Raw genomic sequence first — 19,616 nt, forward strand, 5'->3', positions numbered from 1 at the left:
GTCATGTCGAGCGCAGCCGAGACATCTCGCGTGCAGCAGTAATCCAATCGTGAAAGAGGAATGCTACCGGAAGCGAGATGTCTCGGCTGCGCTCGACATGACGTTCAAAAAAGACAATTGATTGACTAAACGTAGTTGTTCAACATCACTGGCATCACCAGCATCAGGATGTTCTCGTTCTCGTCGGCCGAGGTGGGCATGAGCAAGCCGGCGCGGTTGGGGGTGCTCAGCTCCAGCGTGATTTCCTCCGAGTCGATGTTGGAGAGCATTTCAAGCAGGAAGCGGGCGTTGAAGCCAATTTCCATGTCTTCGCCGTCGTACTGGCAAGTGAGGGTTTCCTTGGCTTCGTTGCTGAAGTCCAAGTCTTCGGCCGATACCACCAGCTCGGAGCCGGCCAGGCGCAGGCGCACCTGGTGAGTGGTCTTGTTGGAGTAGATGCTGATGCGGCGCACGGAGTTCAGCAGCTCGGCGCGGTTGATGATGAGTTTGTTGGGGTTGCTCACCGGAATCACGTTTTCGTAGTCCGGGTACCGCTCGTCAATCAGGCGGCACACGAGACGCATCTGGTTGAACGAGAAGAAGGCGTTGCTCTGGTTGAACTCCATCTTCACCGGCGTAGCCTCGGAAGGCAGCGTGCCTTTCAGGAGGTTGAATGCCTTGCGCGGGATGATGAGGTTGGCGGTTTGGCCGGCGCCCACGTCCTGGCGGCGGTAGCGCAGCAGGCGATGGCCGTCGGTGGCCACGAAGGTTACTTGTGAGTCGGCCAGCTGCACCAGGATGCCGGTCATGGCGGGGCGCAGCTCATCGGTGCTCACCGCGAAGATGGTTTTGTTAATGGCCCGCGCCAGCGACGACGACGGCATTTCAACCGGCGCCGAGCCCTTCACCACCGGCACGCGGGGGAAGTCGGCGGCGTTTTCGCCAGCCAGCTTGTAGCGGCCGTTGGCCGAGCTGATTTCGATGGTATAAGTTTCCTCATCCAGCGTGAAGGTCACGGGCTGGTCGGGCAGGTTCTTCAGCGTGTCGAGCAGGATGCGGGCGGGCGCAGCAATGCGGCCAGTGTCGCGGGCCTCCACGGGCAGCTCCGTAATCATGCTCGTCTCCAGGTCCGAAGCCGTGATGGTGAGCTTACCGGCCTCAATCTCAAAGAGAAAGTTCTCTAGAATGGGCACCACGGGGTTGTTCGTAACCACGCCATTGATGCTTTGCAGCTGCTTGAGCAGCGCGGAAGATGAGACGATGAATTTCATGGTGCAGGCCTAGGCTTTGGGTGAGGGAGGGCAAAGATACGCGGCGGGGTTGGGGTTTGGAAGGGGGAATTTGACCTGCTGCATGCATTCGCCGAACCAGTCCGGCGAAACCGCCCGGCCGTGGCTTGGTTCAATTACTCTACACTCTATTTGGTTGTCGGCGCGACTCGAAAAGCTGGTCTTGGGACCAATCAGGCACTGCTACCTTCCTTTGGAGTGAACGCGCCATCAGACCGCTTAGTGCCGCCCACATTATTTGGAGCGTACGACAAGCGAAAGGCAGGAGCTAGGCTTGCTAACAACAGACAGGCTGCCCCAAGTACAAGCGCTTATCCGAGAAAAGATAAGCGGCCCTTTCATCATCATTGGCAGACTTGGGGTGAAGCGGCGCATTCTGGAGAATGGCTGACCCCAATTGACATCTTAATGCGTGAATGCTCAAGTGAGCAATGGCATCTATTGAATTGGTTGAGACGATAAAATTACATATATTTAGAAATTAATCACATATGATGGCTAAGGTGCAGGAGGCTATTTGCTTGCGACTTACGAAGCCATGCTATCAGTGCTACCAACCAAGCTCACCTGTTTTTGGGTCCTAAGCGGGATGCTAAGCCTGTTGCTGGCCGTAGGGCTGCCCGCTCGGGCCGACTCTGGCCCCGACTGGCAGCGCGACCCCTTGCTGAGCCCGCTGCTGATTCAGCAGATGGTAACGGATGCCGCGGGCCTGCGGTGGGTGGCCACCGATGAGGGCGTGTACCGCTACGATGGCAACGATATTGTGCCCTTGAAAACCCTGGTGCGCCAGGGTCCGCGGCTGCGTGTGGAGTTGGTGGCGGCCTTGGCGTTCGACCGCCGGGGCTGCCTTTGGATAGGAGCCGAGTCCGGGCTTCTGTGCTTCGACCCCGCCAGCGGCCGGCTGCTGGCCGTGCCGCTGCCCCTGCGCCCCGACCTGCGCCCCAAGGTGAACACATTGCTATACGACCCGCGCACCGACCGACTGTGGGTAGGCTACGGGTCGGGCACCATTGCGGTGCTGGCCGCTAGCCGCCCACAGCGGCCGCTTTTTCCGGTGAGCCGAGTAGACGCGGCCGAGTTCTACTTCACGGCCGAAACCGGGGGGCACGGCGTCTGGCTAACCACCGACCGCAACGTGCTCTACCACCTCGGCCCCGACGGCGCGGTGCGTCGGAAGGTGCCGGCCCCGGCGCAGTTGCTGCCCGTGCCAGGCACGCATCCCCAACGTTTTTTTAGTCGGCAGGGCCTGTACGTGCTCGACTCCGCCTACCGCCCGCTTGCCATTTGCCGCTGGCCCCGGCTGCTGCCCGAGCTGACCTACTGCCCCTATGTGACGGACAGCACCCTCGACGTGGTGGCGGAGGGGCGCTGGGTGCATGTGTCCGGCGTGCGCGGCAACCGCCCACGCTTGTCGGAAACCCCGGTTAGGACCGAAGCGGGCCAGGCCGAAACGCGCAGCTACGCACTCGAACGCGACCCCTACGGGGTGTGGTGGCGATTTTCGCGCAGCTGGCGCGGGTGCTACAAGCAACGGCAGGTGCGCCGGGTGGTTGAGGTTCTGGAGCGAGAGGGAGGCGCCGCCACGGGCAGCGCCCGCCTAATTGCCCGGCTCCCCGATGGCCGGCTGCTCGTGTCGACCTACCAAGGAACCCTCACGCAAGCGGCGGACTCGCCAACGGCGCCGCTCCGGCCGTTTCTGATGCAGCAACCGGGGCAGGCGAGGGCTCATAACGGTGTTTTCAGCAGCATCATCCTCGACCCGGCGGGCCACTGGGCCGTCCTGGCCGACGAGCTCTGGGGCGTGATGCGCCTGGACCTAACCAGCGGCCGCGTGACCGGGCTTATTCCCGCAACCACCCGCGCACCGCGCCGCGCCACTCCGGGGCCGGCCCGAGCCTATGCCTTGCTGCGGGACCGGGCCGGCCGGCTATGGGCGGGTGGCCAAACGGGCCTGTACTCCATCAGCCCGACCTTTGACTCCCTGCGACGCTACGCCGACGAGCGCGCCCGCTGGCCCCTGCACAAGCTGGACATTACCGGCTTGGCCGAAGACCCCACCCACCGGGCGCTATGGATAGCCACCACCGGCGGCCTGTTTTGGCTGCCACCCGACCACCCTGACCAGATGCGGGCCTACGGGGTCGACGCCCCGGCCGGGCGCGGGCTCCCCACCGACGCCCTCACCTGCGTGGCCGCGGCGGGGCCCGGCCGCACCTGGGTGGGCACCCGCGACCAAGGCCTGCTGCTTATCGATAGGGACGCGGGCGTGGTTCGTCAGCTCGGCGTGGGCGCCGGCCTGCCAAGCCACAGCGTGGCAACGCTGCTGCTGGACCGGGCGGGCGATGTGTGGGCGGGCACCTATGCCGGCTTGGTGCGCTACGTCCCGAACAGCGGCCGGCTCTCGGTTTTTGCCGAAGCCGAAGGCTTGCAGGACCCCGAGCTCAACCGCCGGTCGGCGTTCGCCGACGCCGATGGGGCGCTGTGGTTTGGCGGAGTGGGCGGCCTGTACCGCGTGCAGCCCGAGCGTGCCGCCGCGTTGGCTCCGTCCCGCCCGCCGCGGCTGCTGCTCACGGCGCTTAGCACGCCAGCGGGGGCGTTCGAAGCCATTCAGCACCTCGCTGCCTCGCCGAGCCAACGCTTGGTGCTGCCTGCTGGCCCGCTGGCCTTTATAGAGCTGCGCATGGCGCTCACCGATTTTTTTGCCCCGGCCCTGGCCCGCTACGCCTACCGCCTGCATCGCACAGGCGAAGCGCGGCCCACGGCCTGGCTGCATACCCCGCGGCGGCTGGTACTGCGCGGCCTGGCCCCCGGCAATTACGAAGTAGAAATCCGGGCCGAAACCGGGGTTGGTCAGCAAGCCACCAATCACCTCCGTATTCCGCTGCATGTAGAAGCCCGGTGGTGGCAGTGGCCGTGGCTATGGGCCTTGCTGGCCGTGGCGCTGGTAGCCCTGGGCTACGGCGCATACTGGCTGCGGCTGCGCCGGGTGCTACAGGAGGCGCACCGCCGGGCCGAGCTGGCGGCCAACCTGCACGACGAGGTAGGCGCCCTGCTGACCCGGGTAACCATGCTGGCGGAGGTGCTGCGCGAACACTACCGCCCGGCGCCCGACCTTGGCTCAGGCCACTTTGATGCCCGCGGGGCCCTCGACCGCCTGCTCCACAACAGCCGCGCAGCCGTGCAAACCATGCGCGACGTGGTGTGGGGCATCGACTCGGAAGCTGACTCCGTGGCCGCGCTGCTGGACCGCATGCGCGAGCACCTCGACCAGACCGCCTCCGCTGCAGGCCTGGTGGCCACCTTTGGCCATGCCGGGCTGCCCGGCACCGTTGTTTTGTCGTCCAGCGCACGCCAGAACCTGTTTCTTATCTTCAAAGAAGCAGTGACCAACACTGCCCGCCACGCCCAGGGCGCCACCGAAATAAGCGTGCATCTGAATCAGCGTCAAGGCCGGTTGGTGCTGGAAGTAGCCGATAACGGCCAGCACCCCGCCAGCGTTGCGGCCCACCCCAACGGCATGGGCCTGCGCAGCATGGCCCACCGTGCCCAGGTACTAGGGGCCGACCTGCGCACTGGCTTTCGTGCCGATGGCCGCCCGGGCTATTGCGTGCGGCTGACGATGAACTGAGCGAAATCATCAGGCGTGCCTTCCGACGGTGTCAGGAACACGCCCTGGCACCAACCGCTAAAGCTGCCCGCGCGCCGCCCGGCTCAGCAGCTCAATGCGCCCGCTGACGCGCAGCTTATGGTACACGTTCTTAACGTGGGTGTGCACGGTTTCGAGGCCCAGGCCCAGGCGCTGGGCAATTTCTTTGTCGGCCAGTCCGTCAATCAAGCCTTCAAATACCTGCTGCTCGCGCGAGGAAAGGCCAGCAGGGTGGTGGCTAGTGCCCGGCTTGAAGTGGGACAGCACCCGCCGCGCCACCGACGGGCTCAGGCTGGAGCCGCCGCGGGCCACGTCGCTGATGGCTTGCTGCATCTGGGCCAGAGGGGTGCTTTTGAGCAAGTAGCCGCTCGCCCCCCGGCTCAGGGCCAGGTAGATGCGGTCGGGGTCTTCAAACACGGTCTGCACGATGACATCGGCCTTGGGCAGGCGCTGCTTGATAAGGGGCAGCGCCTCGAGCCCGCTCAGGCCGGGCAAGCCCAGGTCGAGGAGCACCACGTGGGGGGGGAGGGCGTCGGGCAGCTCGGCCAGAAAGTGCTCGGCCGACTCACACACCATCACCACGTTCAGGCCGGGCTGCCGGTGCAGGTAGTCGCTGAGCAGCCAGCGCACTTCGGGGTCGTCTTCGACAATGGCCAGGTTGAGTGAGTTCATAAGCACAAGGTAAGAACGGGGCGTGCCACTCCCGCCCCCGCACCCTCCCCCAAACAGGGGAGGGCTTTTTGTTGCGGGCCCTACTGAGGACCAGGACTTTTGCTCTCGCCAAGCTCAATACTCAGGGCCTGCTCCAGGCAGCAGTTTGGGGCGCAGGCGTTGCCCTTTTTCTTCTTTTTTCCTATGAGACTAGCTCCTGCATTTTTTGCTTCTGGTATGCGGCCGCACTGCCGTCGCGCTCAGCACTTCCGATGAATACGCCGGATGCAGCCGCCGGACTTTCAGCCTAGCCCGGCCATCGGCGCGCCCACACTCAGCAGCACGCCCCCTGCTACCGTGGGGTGCACGCCCGCCGCAATAGGCCACGAAAGGGCACCGCTAACAGCCGAAACAAACGGCGAAGCCGCCTTCGGGCTGCCACCGGACCGAACCATGGGCGTGTACCATAAGCGCGCCGGGGCGCATGGCCCTACCCCCGCCAGCCGAACAAGATGAGACTACTTCTTTACCTTTTAATGCATTACGTCATGAAAACCAAGCTTCTGTTTTTCGCCATCTTTCTGGCCCTCACTGGCTGCAGCACTACCGAGGACCCTGCGCCGTCTTCCGGGGTTGTAACCGTTAGCCTCACCAACAATGCTACCCTGGCGGGGATGGCAGCCTCGGCCTGTGTGCGCAGTACCCCCATGCGGGCAGGGACTGGTGGCAGCGTGCTTTGGAGCAAAAAGATGACGTGCACAACCGCGACCATGGGCCCCGTGGCCCGGGGCACCCGGGTCTATCTGAGCGTACAGTACGATGACGTCAACAGCCCCGGCTACCTGCTGCCCACCCAAGGAGAGTACATTCAAGCAGACCTGTTGGTCGATGGCAAAAAGGTCAGCGGCGTATTCCTGGACGCCAACAGCTTCTACACCGAGGCTAATTACTTCCGGACCGATGGAAATCGGGTGCACCTGATGCAGGAAGTGGAAGTGGTACTTTGAGTATTGAGACTAGTGCTTGAGCATGAGGTAGCCACACCATTCGCGAAGTTGCGCTGTGCTTAACAGGACGGAACGCCAAAACCGCGCTAAAACCTTCGATGGACCAAGTCCGGGCAAAGGTGAATGCCACCGGGGTATGCGGTGGTTAATCTGCGTAGGGCCTGCTTGCTTTAGCTGGTAAATGCCGCGTAGCGCCGCTTGCGCCGCCACGCTCGCACGGCTCCGAATAGACCCAGCAGCGCCAGGGGCGCCCCCAGGTTCAGTAGTTGCCAGCCGCGGCGCTGCTCGGCCAGTTTCACTTTGTCGAGCGGGCGGAGGGTGATTTGCTTCCCGCGCACGGAAATCAGGCCGGTTTCATCGAGTAAGTAGTCCGTCGCGTTCAGCACCAGCTCGCGGTTGGCGAACTCGGTATTGGCTAGGCGGTCGAAGCCCAGGCGGAAGGGGTTGCCGGTTTTCGGGTCAATTTCCGAGCGGATGAAGTCGCCATCGGCCATTACCAGAATTTTGCTGGGCTTGGCGTTGGGCGATTTTTCGGGCTGAAACTGCAGCGTGCCGGGCCGCGCCCGGTTGGCAAACAGCGACGTAAACTGCCCTTCGAGCAAGTAACCCACAGGCTGGAAGCTGCTCTGGTAGAGCTTCGGGTTCGGCTCCAGGCGGGCGTCGTTGAAGTTAATCGGAATGGGGGCGGGCAGTACGCGGGTGTAGCGCGAGGTGGTGAGCAGGGCCGTTTTACGAATGCCCGTGGCCTTCACCGTATCCATGTTGCCGGTAAACTTCAGGTACACCGCGTCGAGGTTGCGGGTGATAGGGTGGGGGCTGAACCGGTTGATGAGCGGATAAAGCTGCCAGGGCATGGGCTCGATTTTGGGCTTGTTGCCATCCATACCAGTCACGAGCGGAATTTGGCCGCTGTTCAGGTCCAGCAGTAGATTCTGGTTGAGGCGCAAGCCGTACCTGAAAAACAGGTCGTCGAGGTTTAGATTGTAGGGCGTGGCCAGTGCCACGCCGTTGCGGCTCACGCTGTCGAGGTCGACGCGCAGGGCATCCACGAAGAAGAGGGCCCGCCCGCCCTGGGTGATGAACTGGTCGAGCTTGAATTTTTCGTCTTCCGAATAAGGCGTTTTGGGCTGCGCCACCACCACGGCGTCGAGTGAGCTGAGGTCTTTCACCTTGCTCAAGGTCACGCGGAACACGTCGTACTGTTGCTGCCAGGTGCCGAGCATGTCGCCGGCCTGGGCATTGGTTAGCTCGCCGTGGCCTTCCACCACGCCTATGCGCTTGCGCAGCGCAGGCACCAGCGCCCGGATGGTGCTGGCCAGCTCGTACTCCAGGCCTTCAATGCTTTGGTTGAGGCGCACATCGGCCGGAGCGGCTTGGTTGCCGCGCAGCAGCAGCACGTTCTTTTCCTGGCCGCCCACGCTTACTACTGCGTAGGGAAAAATGATTTTCTCCACGCGCTTGCCATTTTCGGTAGCGCCCAGGTTGGTGGGCTTCAGGCCTTTCTTGAAGAGAGAGGTATAGAACTGGTTGCGAGCGGCTTCGGTGCTGCCCGCGCTGGGGTCGATGAAAATGTAGTTAAGGTTGGCGCCGCCGTACACCTGAAACTCGTTTAGGGTTTCACGCACGCCCTGTTCGAGGCGCCGGAAGGCCGGCGGAAAATCACCCGTGAGGTACACCGTAACAGTAACCGGCGACTTGAGGTCGCGCAGCAGCGTTTTGGTGGCCGGCGACATGGTGTAGCGCTTTTCCTCGGTCAAATCGAGGCGAAAGAAAAAACGTTGGGCTACGTAATTAAAGAGCAGGAGCCCACCCAGCACCGCAGCAAACCGCAGCAAATCCTGCCGCTTGCGCGTAGGCGGAGCAGGGGCCATCACCGGCGAATCAGTCAACGTATTTTCCATTACCAATTGCGGCTCCGTAGTACCAGGCGGGTGGCTTGCAGCGCTACCGCCACCACGCTGAAGAAATAAATCAAGTCGCGCGAGTCAATGAGCCCCTTGCTCAGGTCGCGGTAATGTGCGGCAATGCCCAGTTGGCTCACGTAATAGGCCGCGCTGCCTTCCAGCACCGAGGCCAGCGAATCGAACCCCGAATACACCAGGAAGCACCCCACCACGGCCACCAGAAAGGCGATAATCTGGTCGCGGGTAAGCGCCGAAGCCAGGATGCCAATGGCTGCAAACACCGCCGCCAGCAGCGCCAGCCCCACGTACGAGCCCACCGTGGCGGCCGAATCAATATTGCCTTCCGGGCTGCCCAGTTTGGATACCGAGTAGTAGTAGAGCAGCGTGGGAATAAGGGCCAGCAGCGCCAGCAGAAAGCAGGCCAGGTACTTGCCGCCGATAATCTGTCCGTCGGTGAGCGGCCGGGTCAGCAGCAGCTCGATGGTGCCGGCCTTTTTCTCCTCCGCAAATGTGCGCATGGTAATGGCCGGAATCAGGAACAGAAATATCCAAGGCGCGAGGTTGAACAGCGTTTGCAGGTCGGCGTAGCCGTAGTCGAGCACGCTGCTGTCTGGGAAAACCCAAACGAACAGTCCCGTTGCAATCAAAAACACCCCCAGCACCACGTAGGCGACGGGAGAGTTAAGAAAGGCGTTGAATTCTTTTTGAAGGATAGTGAGCATTGGTTCTCGTTTGTCATCCTGAGCCCAGCGAAGGACCCTATCACGTTGGCGCCGGTTGGTTACTGCAAGCGGTTCTAGGGTGATAAGGTCCTTCGCTGGGCTCAGGATGACAGGTGTTTTAACTATTTATTTCGTCAGTTCGCCAAATACCTCTTCCAGCGACTGCTGCTCCTGCCGCAGCCCCAGTAATATCCAGCCTTCCTGCGCGGCCAGCCGCGACACGGCCGCGCGTGGGTCGGTGCCCGGAGCGGTGCGCAGCAGCACCACGCCGGCACCAGCGGCCTCCACGTGCCGCACGCCCGCTAGCTTGGCCAGCTTTGCTACATCTACGGTCCCTTCAAATTCCGCGCGGACTACGGTTTCGCCTGCCGCGCGGGCCGCTAGCTCGGCCACGGGGCTGTCGGCCACCAGCTTGCCCCGGCTGATGATGAGCACCCGCGAGCACAAAGCCGTGACTTCGGGCAGAATGTGTGTGCTGAAAATGACGGTTTTGTCTTCGCCCACTTCTCGAATCAGCTGGCGGATTTCCAGTATCTGGTTGGGGTCGAGACCGGTGGTTGGCTCATCCAGAATCAGCACGTCCGGGTCGTGAATGAGGGCCTGGGCCAGGCCCACACGCTGGCGGTAGCCCTTGCTGAGCGCTCCAATCTGCTTGTTCTGCTCGCGGGCCAGGCCCACCCGGCGCACCAGCTCGCCCACGCGGGTGCGCAGGCCAGCGCCCCGCAGCCCGTGCACCGAGCCAATGAATTCAAGGTACTCGTGCACGTACATGTCGAGGTAAAGCGGGTTGTGCTCGGGCAGGTAGCCCACGTGGCGGCGCACAGCCAGGCTGTCGGTGAGCACATCGTAGCCGGCTACGCGCACCGTGCCGGCCGTGGGAGGGAGGTAGCCGGTGGCAATCTTCATCGTGGTGCTTTTGCCCGCGCCATTCGGCCCCAGGAAACCCACGATCTCGCCCTTGCCAGCCGTGAAGCTGATGTTGTCCACGGCATTTTGGGTGCCGTAGGTCTTGGTCAGGTTTTCTATTTCTACCATGTATTAGTTGTCAGTTTTTAGTTGTCAGCTGTCAGTGTTCGGCTAGGCAAGGACTCCGCACAGGAGAAGGCCGAACAACGGACAACGAGCAACTAACAACTATTTTTTCGGTTGCAGCGGCCGCATCTCCACTTCCACCACGTGGAAGTTGAACGGCGTTTCCAGCGTGTAAATTATAAAGCCGGCAATATCGGCAGGGCTCATCATGGAGTCGTTGGCCGCGGTGCCGGGTATGTCGTCGAAGAAGTTGGTTTGCGTAGAGCCCGGGCTAACGGACGTTACCTTGATGCCATCGTTGCGGACTTCTTTAAACAACGATTGCGAAAAGCCGCGCACCGCAAACTTGCTGGCGCAGTACCCGGCCATGTTTTCAATGCCGGTAGTGCCCGCAATGCTGGCAATGTTGACGATGTGTCCCAGCTGCTGCTTTTTCATCTGCGGCAGCACCGCGCGCGAGCAGTAGAAAGTGCCGTGCACGTTGGTGTCGAACATGAGCTTCCAGTCATCGGTTTGGAAACCGTCAACTGACCCGGCAATGCCCAGGCCCGCGTTATTTACCAGCACGTGCACTTCGGGCCCTAGCTCGCGTAGGGTGTTGGTAAGAGCCTCGGCCACCGCGTGTTCATCGCGCACGTCGCACTCAAAAAACTGAAACCGGTCGTGCACCAAACCCTCGGGAGCGGTGCGGCCCCAGCCCGCCACGGCGGCGCCCCGGGCCAGCAAGGCTTCCACGGTGGCGCGCCCTATTCCTTTGCTTGCGCCAGTAACGATGGCGAGTTTGCCGGTAAGGTCCATTTATCTTTGGAAAAATTAAGGATGCAAATGGGCTATACGAATTTGCCGCCGCAAGTTAACGGCGCCGGATGGTTTGGGGGGCTGCTCGGCCTAAGTCGCATGGTCGCGGGCTTGGTGCTCGCAACAGGCCTGAGTACCTGCGGCCCCGACTCCACCTGCCTGAAAAGCACCGGAAGCATCATCACTGAGCGGCGGGAGGTGGCCCCTGGCCTTACACATATCGTCATGTTCGACAACGTGGACTTGCGCCTGGTGCAGGACTCGTTAACTTATGCCGAAGTGCGGGCGGGCAAGAACCTAATTGGCGACATTGGGTTCAACCGTCAGGGCTACACGCTGGAAATTTCGAATTCCAGCACCTGCAACTGGCTGCGCAGCTACAACACGCCGCGGGAGGTCACCCTGCACCTGCCTCGCTTCAGAAAAATCTTGATTCTGGGCTATGGTAATGTAAGCACCGTCGGACAGTTTGCGTTAGATACCGTTTACTTCGACCTCAATGGACGCGGCAACTTCGACCTCAACGTAAAGGCGCGGCAATTATTCATCGACCAAGATGATGTAGGAGATGTTACCGTACGGGGAGAGGCCACCCAGCTGGGTTTGTTTTTGGCCGGAGCTGGCCAGTTGTTTGCGCAAGGGTTAGCCACCGAGCGCTGCTACTTTGACTTAACCCGCGAAAGCTACGGCAGTGCCTACGTGCGTTCTTCCGGCAACTTAGGTGGCCGCCTGAAGGGTGAAGGCAGTCTATACTACAGTGGGTCACCTTCTTATATTGATATTGTCGTAACGGGCAAAGGAAGGGTAGTGCCCCAGTAAGCGCGCTGCTCTGGCTTATCGCGAAGCGTAGCTGGAGTCTGATAATAGTTAACGCATCGAAGGCACCGGCTAAGTCAGGTGTTTTACAAGCCCTTCGAGGTTCGAGCGCTCAACCTAAGTCGCCGAGCTGCGGCCGAATCAATAGCTCCTCGACTACGGCGTGGGGCGACATGGAATAGGCGGAGAACACGGCCTCCGCAACGTCGTCGGCCTGCACAAAACGCTCGGCGGGCAAGTCGACGCCTGCCCAACTCGCCGTGAGCGTGGGGCCGGGCAACACGGCTGTCACGCGAACGCCGCTGGGCTTTAGCTCTTCGCGTAGGTTTTTGGTGAAGCCCAGCAGCGCATGTTTGGCAATGCCGTAGGAGCCGCCGTTGGGGTAGGCCGTGATGCTGGCCGTAGAGCAGATGGTGAAAATATGGCCCCGGCCCTGAGCAATAAAGCCCGGCAGCAGGGGCAAGGTCACGTCGTAGGCGCTGAGCAGGTTCACGGCCAGCATCTGGCGCAGCTGCGAGCCATCGGCGGGCTCGTCCTGCAAGCGGCCAGGGATGAAGGCGCCGGCGTTGTTCACGAGCACTTCCACGGGCAGGCCCAGCGCCAGCACAAAGGCGGCGAAGCGGGCGCAGTCTTCGGTCACGCTGAGGTCGGCGGGTAGCGTGTGGAGAACGGCACCGGGAACTTCGGCCGTCGCCTCGGTTGCAAGAGTGGCCAAATCGGCCGCCGAGCGGGCGCAAGTGGCTACAGGATAGCCTGCTCGCAAAAAGCACAACACTACGGCGCGCCCGATACCTTTGCTGCCGCCGGTAACGACAATTAATTTTTCGCTGTTTTGCACTATTTCTGCGGGATTTTACGTAAGGTGCCGAGTTAAACGTTTACTCATCGGTAGCAACACGACAGCCCAAACTTCGGTTATATTTCCAACAAATACCCCATGCTTAAAACACTCGGCACGTTCGTCCTTTTTCTGCGCGGCATGGTCACGCGAACAGAGCGCTTTAGTGTGCTCTGGACCCGTACCATCGACGAGGCCATTCTCATTGGCGTCGACTCCATCGTTATTGTATCCATCGTATCGGCCTTTATCGGGGCGGTAACCTGCGTGCAGATTGCCTATAACCTCACCAACCCGCTCATTCCGCAGTCCACCATCGGCTACATGGTGCGCGAAATGACCATTCTGGAGCTAGCCCCCACCATTACCAGCATTGTGCTGGCGGGCAAGGTGGGCAGCAGCATTGCCGGCGGCCTGGGCACCATGCGCATCACCGAGCAGGTTTCGGCGCTGGAGGTCATGGGCATCAACTCCACGTCCTACTTAGTGCTGCCGCGCATTATTGCCGCATTGGTAATGTTTCCCATGCTCGTGATACTGGCCATGACCCTTTCGATTGTGGGTGGCTACCTGGCCGGCACCCTCACCGGCGTCATGACGGCCCAGGACTACATCGAAGGCATTCGCACCGATTTCATCCCCTACAACATTCTTTTTGCGCTCATCAAAGCCGTGGTATTTGCCTTTCTCGTATCAGGCATATCGGCCTTCAAAGGCTACAATACCACGGGTGGCGCCCTAGAAGTGGGAGCGGCCAGCACAGGCGCCGTTACTAATTCCATTATTGCCATTCTGATTGCAGACTTCGCCCTGGCAGCCTTGCTTCTGTAGGTCATAGCTGGTGGCTAATAGCTAAAGGCGGTTAGCCGGTTATTCATATGGTTTAAAAAGCTAACAGCTACCCGCTATTAGCCAACAGCTAAGTAAAAATGATTGAAGTATCCAATATCGAAAAATCCTTCGATGGCACCCCGGTGCTGAAGGGCATCTCGTGCGTATTCGAAACCGGCAAGTGCAACCTGCTGCTGGGCGGCTCGGGCACGGGCAAAAGCGTACTCCTGCAGTGCATTGTGGGCTTGATGAAGCCCGATATCGGCTCCATCACCTTCGATGGCACGGTGTACACCAACAGCAAGGTTGACATTCGCCAGGAAATCCGTCGCAAAATCGGGATGCTGTTTCAGGGCTCGGCCTTGTTCGACTCCATGACCGTGGCCCAGAACGTGGAATTCCCGCTGCAGATGCTGACGCCCGAAATGACGCCCGCCGAGCGGCGCGAGCGGGTCGAGTTTTGTCTGAAGCGCGTAGGTCTGGAAAACGCCGGCGACAAAATGCCCGCCGAAATCTCAGGCGGTATGAAAAAGCGCGTCGGCATTGCCCGCGCTATCGCCCCGCATTGTACCTACCTCTTCTGCGACGAGCCCAACTCTGGCCTCGACCCCGCCACTAGCATCAAGATTGACGAACTGATTCGCGAAATCACCCACGAGTACGGCATCACCACCGTCATCGTAACCCACGACATGAACTCCGTGGTCGAGATTGGCGAGCACATCATTTTCCTGCACAAAGGCCACAAGCTGTGGGACGGCACCAAGGAAGAAATTCTTAACGCCGAAGTCCCCGAACTTAAGGAATTCATTTTCAGCAGCAGCCTGGTGCGCGCCGCCAAGAAAGTGGACGACGAATCGGAGGGCGGCCTAGCTGCCATCACGGAGGGCGCCACCAACGGCGGCGGAATCTAACCACGTATTTGTCCCCGCCGACTCCGCGGGCTGTTCATCGCGCAGCATGTTGTGCCATTTCCTCACAAGCCAAACGGCCCCGCTTCTGATAGGAGCGGGGCCGTTTGGCTTGTGGAAACCTTTGTAAAGCAGGAGGCTGCTGCGCTACGCCGTTTCTTGTGGCAGCAGCAGTTTCAGGTGCGCCAAGTGGTGGTTGCCGTGCCAGGCATACATGGCCAGTGCCTGGTCCAGCGTGAAGTCCCGCTTAGTGCCAGGGTGGTAGAACGTGCGCTGCCACTGCTCCTCGCTGAGGTGGTGCAGCAGCGTGACCCAGCGCGTATGCAGGGCTTCGAGCAGCGTCAGGGAAACGGTGATGGGGGTAGCGGCTACATCGGGCAGCTCGGCCCAAGCTTGCTCCTCGTAGGGGCGCACGGTGGGGTTGGCTTCGGTCAGGGCCAGCCGGAAGCGGAAGTAGCAGTTCATGTGCGAGTCGGCGAGGTGGTGAATCACTTGCCGGCCGCTCCAGCCACCCGGCCGGTAAGGGCGCTCCAGGCCTTCGCCGCCTACGGCCTTGGCTGTCGCTGTCACTTGCGTTGGCAGCTCAGCAATTTGCTGTATTAGCGCCGTGCGTTCGGCAGGGGCGAGGGGGCCGTCGGGCAGTTGGGCGTGGCCAATGGGATAGCTGAGCAGTTCGTTGGTTGGGTTCATGGGCACAAATAAAAGCGCCCCGGCCAATTTGACCAGGGCGCTTCCTCGTTTCTATTCCGCATGAGCTTGCTGCCAGCAGCAGGCTGTTGAAGCTGCGAAATCTAGCTAAAGCTGCGCTTAGCCGTTGCGCTTGTTCAATTCGTCGCGGATTTTAGCGGCTTTCTCGTAGTCTTCTTTCTCGAGAGCCTGGGCCAGCATTTTGGTCAGCTCGTCCAACGACACCTGGCCGCTGGGGTCGCGGGGCTCGGGCTGGGCCCGGCTGGCGCGCGGCGAATCGGTGTCGGTATCCTCGTCGTCTTCTTCGTCCTCGTCATCATCCGCATCACCCTCGGCTTCGTCGAGGTCGGAGAGAATGATGCCGGCTTCGCTGAGCACGCTTTCAACGGTGAAAATGGGGACGCCAAAGCGCAGGCCAATGGCAATGGCATCGGAGGGCCGGGCGTCGATGTCGAACGTCGTGGCGCCGTCGGAGCACACAATGCGCGAGTAAAACACGCCTTCCTTCAAATCAGAAATCACCACCTCCAGAATCACCACGTGCACGTGCTCGGCAAATGATTTGAACAGGTCGTGGGTAAGCGGACGGTTGGGGCTGATTTTCTCGATTTGAATGGCGATGCTTTGCGCCTCGAACATGCCGATGATGATGGGCAGGCGGCGGTTGCCACCCTTTTCGCCCAAAATCAGCGCAAAGGAGCCAGACTGCGACTGGCTGGACGAAAGGCCCAGGATTTCAAGCTGGATTTTTTTCAAGGGACTGGGGAAGTGGGTGTCTTGGGACTTGGAATGTAGGTGCGGCGTGCCGAAAGCGACAATGTGGTAGATGGACGTGCAAATAAAGAAAAGTCCGGCCATCTACCGCCGAAATGCGTTCAGCCCGGCCACCTTAAAAAGGTTTGGGGACTCAGGCATCCTGTTTCCTTACGGAAAACAAGCGCCTAAGTCCCCAAATAACCAAAAAAACTTAGCCCAGTTCTTTTACCGCGGCCGTCAGTTTGGGCAGCACGTCGAATACGTCGCCCACGATGCCATAATCGGCTGCCTTAAAGAAAGGAGCTTCCGGGTCTTTGTTGATGACCACAATCACCTTGCTGCTGTTCACGCCGGCCAAGTGCTGGATGGCGCCCGAAATGCCGCAGGCAATGTACAAGTTCGGCGAGACCGTGATGCCGGTTTGGCCTACGTGCTCGTGGTGAGGGCGCCAGTCGACGTCCGACACCGGCTTGGAGCAAGCAGTGGCCGCGCCCAAGGCTTTGGCCAGGTCCTCAATCAGGCTCCAGTTCTCCGGGCCTTTCATGCCACGGCCACCAGATACCACGAGCTCGGCTTCGGGCAGCAGCACGCCACCGGTCTGCTCCTGCATCACTACCTGCGTAGGAGCATCGGCAAAGTCAGCGTCGGCCAGTTGGGCCGAGAAGCTCGTCACCTCAGCCGATTTACCGGCTTCGTGCTTGGCTTCGGTCGAGTTTTTCTTCACGGCAATGATTTTGCGGTCGCCGCTCAGCACCACGTCCGAAAACGCCTTGCCCGAGAAAGCACCGCGCCGCACCACAAACTGGTCACCGTTCACTTTGGGCAACTCCACCACGTTGGTAGCCAAGCTGGCCTTCAGCCGCACCGACAGGCGCGAGCCCACGGCCGCGCCAATGTTGGAATTGGCCAGCACAATGACTTTGGCCTGCTCCTGCTCGGCCGCCGTGGCGATGAGCTTGGTGTAGGCATTATTTACAAAGTCTTTCAAGCGGGGCTCGGCATCGTAGAGCACCTTCGTGATGCCCTGCTCGCCTAGCGTAGCCAGGTTGGCCTCGGTGGCTTCGCCCACGGCAATGGCCGTGGCGGTAGTGCCCAACATGGCAGCTACCTCGGCCCCGTAAGAGGCCACTTCAAGCGAAGACTTTTTTACTTCGCCGTCGGCGCATTCAACTACTACTAGTACTGACATGATTTTATATGTTTTGTTATCCTGAGCATGTCGCGCATGAAGCGAGGTCGAAGGACCTTATCACGCTCGCGCTACTTGGTATATAAAGAGCTAACAGACGAAGCCGTGATAAGATGCTTCCTTCGTCAGCATGACAGACGATTAAATTACTTTGGCTTCGTTGCGCAGCAGCTTAATCAGGTCGCCGGCAGTTTCGGCCGGAATGAGTTTTACGCCCTGCTTTTTGGGCGGCAGCATAAACTCAGTAACCTCGGTGCGGGGCGCTTCGCCAACGGGCTCAATTACTTTCAGGGGCTTGGTGCGGGCCGTCATGATGCCGCGCATGTTGGGAATGCGGGGCTCGCACATGGGCTGCTGGCAGGAGGCCACAAACGGCGTGTTCACGGTCACAATCTCCTTGCCGCCTTCAATTTCGCGCTCCAGCGTGGCAGTGTTGCCGCTCAGGTCGAGCTTCATGGCTGGCGCCACCGTGGGAATGCTCAGCATTTCGCCCACCATGCCGTGCACCTGAAAACCGTTGTAGTCGATGCTTTCCTTGCCCATCAAAATCACGTCGTAAGCGCCTTCTTTGGCCACGGCGGCGATTTGCTCAGCCACAAAAAACGCATCTTTCGGAGCTGCGTTCACGCGAATGGCGTCGTCGGCCCCAATAGCCAAGGCTTTGCGGATGTTGGGCTCGGTGTCGGCTTCGCCCACGTTGAGCACGGTCACGGTGCCGCCGGCGGCTTCTTTCAGCTCAATGGCACGGGTGAGGGCATATTCGTCCCAAGGGTTAATCACGAACTGCACCCCTGCCTTGTTGAACTCCTTGTTATCGGGCGTAAAGGTAATTTTGGTGGTCGTGTCGGGCACGTTGGAAATACAAACCAGAAACTTCATCTAAACGGGGTTAGGGTGAGCGAAATACAGGAAAAAAGGCTGCATGCATAACAACCTATGGGGCCAAAACGGTTTCCGGCAGCGAAAGACTGTGGGTGAAATGCGCTGGAAAAACCGCAATTTTGCCCCAAAGGTAAACAAAACTCTCGCCCACATGAACACGCCGCCCACCCGTTTGCAGCAGTTATTGGCTTTCTACGAAGACGACCCGACCGACGCCTTCACTATATATGCCCTGGCCACGGAATACCGGGCCAACGAGCCCGAGCGTGCCTGGGAATTTTACCAAAAATTATTGGCCGAACACCCTGACTACGTGGGTACATACTACCACGCCGGCAAGCTGCTCGAGCAATTTAATAAGAAGGACGAGGCCGAAAAAGTTTACCGCACCGGCCTGAAAGTGGCCCGCCAAGCGGGGCAGCAGCACGCTGCCAGCGAACTCCTGCAAGCGCTCAACCATTGCCTGGGCCTGGATTATGAGGATGATTAGCGTAGCGCGAACTCTGAGCCGGGTTAGGAGGTGCTACGGTGCGCTGCACTGGCCAAGCGCCTGCGCGAGTCCAGGCCATGCTGCGGTTAATTGGGGATTGATTCGATGCCGATTGAAACTGGATGAGGCCAGAAAGCCGAATGCTGCTGCTATAAGGAGCATTCGTTCATCTGGCCCCGGCCCATGTTAGGCGACAATAAGCATCTCTTTATCGTGATTGATATTCATAAAATTTAATATTGTTGTTATTTTGAAGATGTCAATTACTGGGTGGGGGCGCTGGCCTCGCCTCGCTTTTCATCTCTACCATGATAAATTTCTTTGCTACTCTTCAGGATGCGTTTTCCCAGGAGTTGATGGGCCATGTTGCCGCCCGCTTGGGGGAAAGGAAAAGTGCCATCGGCGAAGCACTGGGCGGTCTGGTGCCGCTGGTGCTGGCGGGCCTGATTGAGAAGGCAAAGTCGGGAGGGGCCCAGGAGGTATTTGACTTGGGCCAGTGCGTAGCAGGGCAGGCCAGGGGAACCTATGGAAGCGTGACGGGCATACTGGGAGTCGTTGGTGGTGGCACGGCAGCGGGAAGCGCCCTTCTGCAGGGCGAGGCTTTGGTCGATATGTTATTTGGAGCTTCCAGCGGCGCGGTTATCACCACTGTGGGGCAGTACGCCGGCGTGAAGCCCGAATCGGCCGGCGTCCTTGTCCGGTTGGTAGGCGCAGTGCTCCCGGCACTAATGGGCCAGCACGTAGCCCACCGCAACTTGGATGCCCGTGCCGCTGCTGTGTGGCTGGCTGCAATGCAAAGCCGCGTGTGGGGCATGCTGCCAGCCGCCCTGCATGGGCTCACGGGCATACTATGGCCAAGCGAACTGCGCAAAGCTGAGCCTATAAACGGTGGTTTCAGTGGTGTGGCTAGCCCGCGGGGTTTCACTGCGCTGGCAGCGTTTGCAGTATGTGTATTTCTGGTTTCGTGTTGCTTGGTCCTGAAGACCGGCGAGGCCGCTGAGAACACTGGCAGAGTTGCCCCTGTGGTCACGCAAGCTGACCAAGCAACCACGATGGATTGGTACTTACCCCGCGCCATCGAGGGCACTGGCCCGCTATTCCCGGAAGAACTAAGTTGGCAGTAAAGAAAGGGGCGGGGCACCGGGTGGAGATGGTTGAATTTGTGCATCCATGCCAATAGAACCATTG

Annotated in this window: 19 protein-coding genes; 7 read left to right on the plus strand and 12 right to left on the minus strand. The window is 60.3% G+C overall.

All coding sequences use genetic code 11. From position 1 onward, the window contains the following. Nucleotides 1-125: 125 nt before the first annotated feature. Nucleotides 126-1,250 (minus strand): DNA polymerase III subunit beta, encoded by a 1,125-nt coding sequence (dnaN, locus tag BMZ66_RS01355; protein WP_092668204.1) that lies wholly within the window; start codon nt 1,248-1,250, stop codon nt 126-128. Between the two features lie 607 nt (nt 1,251-1,857). On the opposite strand from dnaN, the gene BMZ66_RS01360 reads away from it, so the two are divergent. Beyond that, nucleotides 1,858-4,896, plus strand: a complete 3,039-nt coding sequence (locus tag BMZ66_RS01360; protein WP_177204546.1) for a sensor histidine kinase — start codon at nt 1,858-1,860, stop codon at nt 4,894-4,896. Nucleotides 4,897-4,953: 57 nt separating this feature from the next. Here the strand turns inward: BMZ66_RS01360 and BMZ66_RS01365 are convergent, their stop codons facing one another. Continuing rightward, the gene (locus BMZ66_RS01365) at nt 4,954-5,586 is read right to left on the minus strand and encodes a response regulator transcription factor (protein ID WP_092668206.1); all 633 of its coding nucleotides are present in this window, start codon (nt 5,584-5,586) and stop codon (nt 4,954-4,956) included. A gap of 281 nt (nt 5,587-5,867) precedes the next feature. Further along, complete coding sequence (locus BMZ66_RS25435; RefSeq protein ID WP_177204547.1) at nt 5,868-6,020, minus strand: hypothetical protein; 153 nt, start codon at nt 6,018-6,020, stop codon at nt 5,868-5,870. A 93-nt stretch (nt 6,021-6,113) separates the two neighbouring features. Between BMZ66_RS25435 and BMZ66_RS01370 the strand changes: the two genes are divergently transcribed. Beyond that, nucleotides 6,114-6,572, plus strand: a complete 459-nt coding sequence (locus tag BMZ66_RS01370; protein ID WP_092668208.1) for a hypothetical protein — start codon at nt 6,114-6,116, stop codon at nt 6,570-6,572. Nucleotides 6,573-6,742: 170 nt separating this feature from the next. On the opposite strand, the gene gldG is transcribed toward BMZ66_RS01370, so the two are convergent. From gldG to BMZ66_RS01390, 4 genes are all read right to left on the minus strand, one after another. Further along, entirely contained in the window at nt 6,743-8,473 is a 1,731-nt protein-coding gene (gene gldG, locus BMZ66_RS01375; RefSeq protein WP_234794937.1) for a gliding motility-associated ABC transporter substrate-binding protein GldG, read from the minus strand. After that, nucleotides 8,473-9,198 carry a gliding motility-associated ABC transporter permease subunit GldF gene (gene gldF, locus BMZ66_RS01380; protein WP_092668210.1) on the minus strand — a complete coding sequence of 242 codons (726 nt, stop codon included), beginning with the start codon at nt 9,196-9,198 and terminating at the stop codon, nt 8,473-8,475. The genes gldG and gldF overlap by 1 nt, the downstream gene beginning before the upstream one ends. 126 nt (nt 9,199-9,324) lie before the next feature. Further along, entirely contained in the window at nt 9,325-10,233 is a 909-nt protein-coding gene (gene gldA, locus BMZ66_RS01385) for a gliding motility-associated ABC transporter ATP-binding subunit GldA (RefSeq protein ID WP_092668211.1), read from the minus strand. 99 nt (nt 10,234-10,332) lie between these two features. Next, the gene (locus BMZ66_RS01390) at nt 10,333-11,028 is read right to left on the minus strand and encodes an SDR family oxidoreductase (RefSeq protein ID WP_092668213.1); all 696 of its coding nucleotides are present in this window, start codon (nt 11,026-11,028) and stop codon (nt 10,333-10,335) included. A gap of 27 nt (nt 11,029-11,055) precedes the next feature. Here BMZ66_RS01390 and BMZ66_RS01395 point away from each other — a divergent pair, with 27 nt between their 5' ends. Continuing rightward, nucleotides 11,056-11,847, plus strand: coding sequence for a GIN domain-containing protein (locus BMZ66_RS01395; RefSeq protein ID WP_177204548.1), 792 nt, complete (start codon nt 11,056-11,058; stop codon nt 11,845-11,847). Between the two features lie 109 nt (nt 11,848-11,956). Here BMZ66_RS01395 and BMZ66_RS01400 read toward each other — a convergent pair whose 3' ends face one another. Continuing rightward, nucleotides 11,957-12,682, minus strand: a complete 726-nt coding sequence (locus tag BMZ66_RS01400; protein WP_092668217.1) for an SDR family oxidoreductase — start codon at nt 12,680-12,682, stop codon at nt 11,957-11,959. A 99-nt stretch (nt 12,683-12,781) separates the two neighbouring features. Here BMZ66_RS01400 and BMZ66_RS01405 point away from each other — a divergent pair, with 99 nt between their 5' ends. Beyond that, nucleotides 12,782-13,513, plus strand: coding sequence for an MlaE family ABC transporter permease (locus tag BMZ66_RS01405; RefSeq protein WP_092668219.1), 732 nt, complete (start codon nt 12,782-12,784; stop codon nt 13,511-13,513). Between the two features lie 98 nt (nt 13,514-13,611). Then, entirely contained in the window at nt 13,612-14,427 is an 816-nt protein-coding gene (locus BMZ66_RS01410; RefSeq protein WP_092668221.1) for an ABC transporter ATP-binding protein, read from the plus strand. Nucleotides 14,428-14,571: 144 nt separating this feature from the next. Here the strand turns inward: BMZ66_RS01410 and BMZ66_RS01415 are convergent, their stop codons facing one another. The 4 genes from BMZ66_RS01415 to BMZ66_RS01430 form a co-directional block, all read right to left on the minus strand. Beyond that, a complete protein-coding gene (locus BMZ66_RS01415; protein WP_092668223.1) occupies nt 14,572-15,114 on the minus strand; it encodes a YfiT family bacillithiol transferase in 543 nt (180 codons plus the stop codon). 117 nt (nt 15,115-15,231) lie between these two features. After that, nucleotides 15,232-15,867 (minus strand): bifunctional nuclease family protein, encoded by a 636-nt coding sequence (locus BMZ66_RS01420; RefSeq protein ID WP_092670182.1) that lies wholly within the window; start codon nt 15,865-15,867, stop codon nt 15,232-15,234. Nucleotides 15,868-16,078: 211 nt separating this feature from the next. Next, the gene (locus BMZ66_RS01425; protein ID WP_092668225.1) at nt 16,079-17,056 is read right to left on the minus strand and encodes an electron transfer flavoprotein subunit alpha/FixB family protein; all 978 of its coding nucleotides are present in this window, start codon (nt 17,054-17,056) and stop codon (nt 16,079-16,081) included. Nucleotides 17,057-17,197: 141 nt separating this feature from the next. Beyond that, nucleotides 17,198-17,935 carry an electron transfer flavoprotein subunit beta/FixA family protein gene (locus BMZ66_RS01430; protein ID WP_092668227.1) on the minus strand — a complete coding sequence of 246 codons (738 nt, stop codon included), beginning with the start codon at nt 17,933-17,935 and terminating at the stop codon, nt 17,198-17,200. 154 nt (nt 17,936-18,089) lie between these two features. Here BMZ66_RS01430 and BMZ66_RS01435 point away from each other — a divergent pair, with 154 nt between their 5' ends. Together BMZ66_RS01435 and BMZ66_RS01440 are read left to right on the plus strand one after the other, a co-directional pair. After that, nucleotides 18,090-18,428, plus strand: a complete 339-nt coding sequence (locus tag BMZ66_RS01435) for a tetratricopeptide repeat protein (protein WP_092670184.1) — start codon at nt 18,090-18,092, stop codon at nt 18,426-18,428. Between the two features lie 308 nt (nt 18,429-18,736). Beyond that, nucleotides 18,737-19,552 carry a DUF937 domain-containing protein gene (locus BMZ66_RS01440; protein WP_092668229.1) on the plus strand — a complete coding sequence of 272 codons (816 nt, stop codon included), beginning with the start codon at nt 18,737-18,739 and terminating at the stop codon, nt 19,550-19,552. Nucleotides 19,553-19,616: the final 64 nt, after the last annotated feature.

Source organism: Hymenobacter arizonensis (assembly GCF_900115775.1).
Classification (GTDB): Bacteria; Bacteroidota; Bacteroidia; order Cytophagales; family Hymenobacteraceae; genus Hymenobacter; species Hymenobacter arizonensis.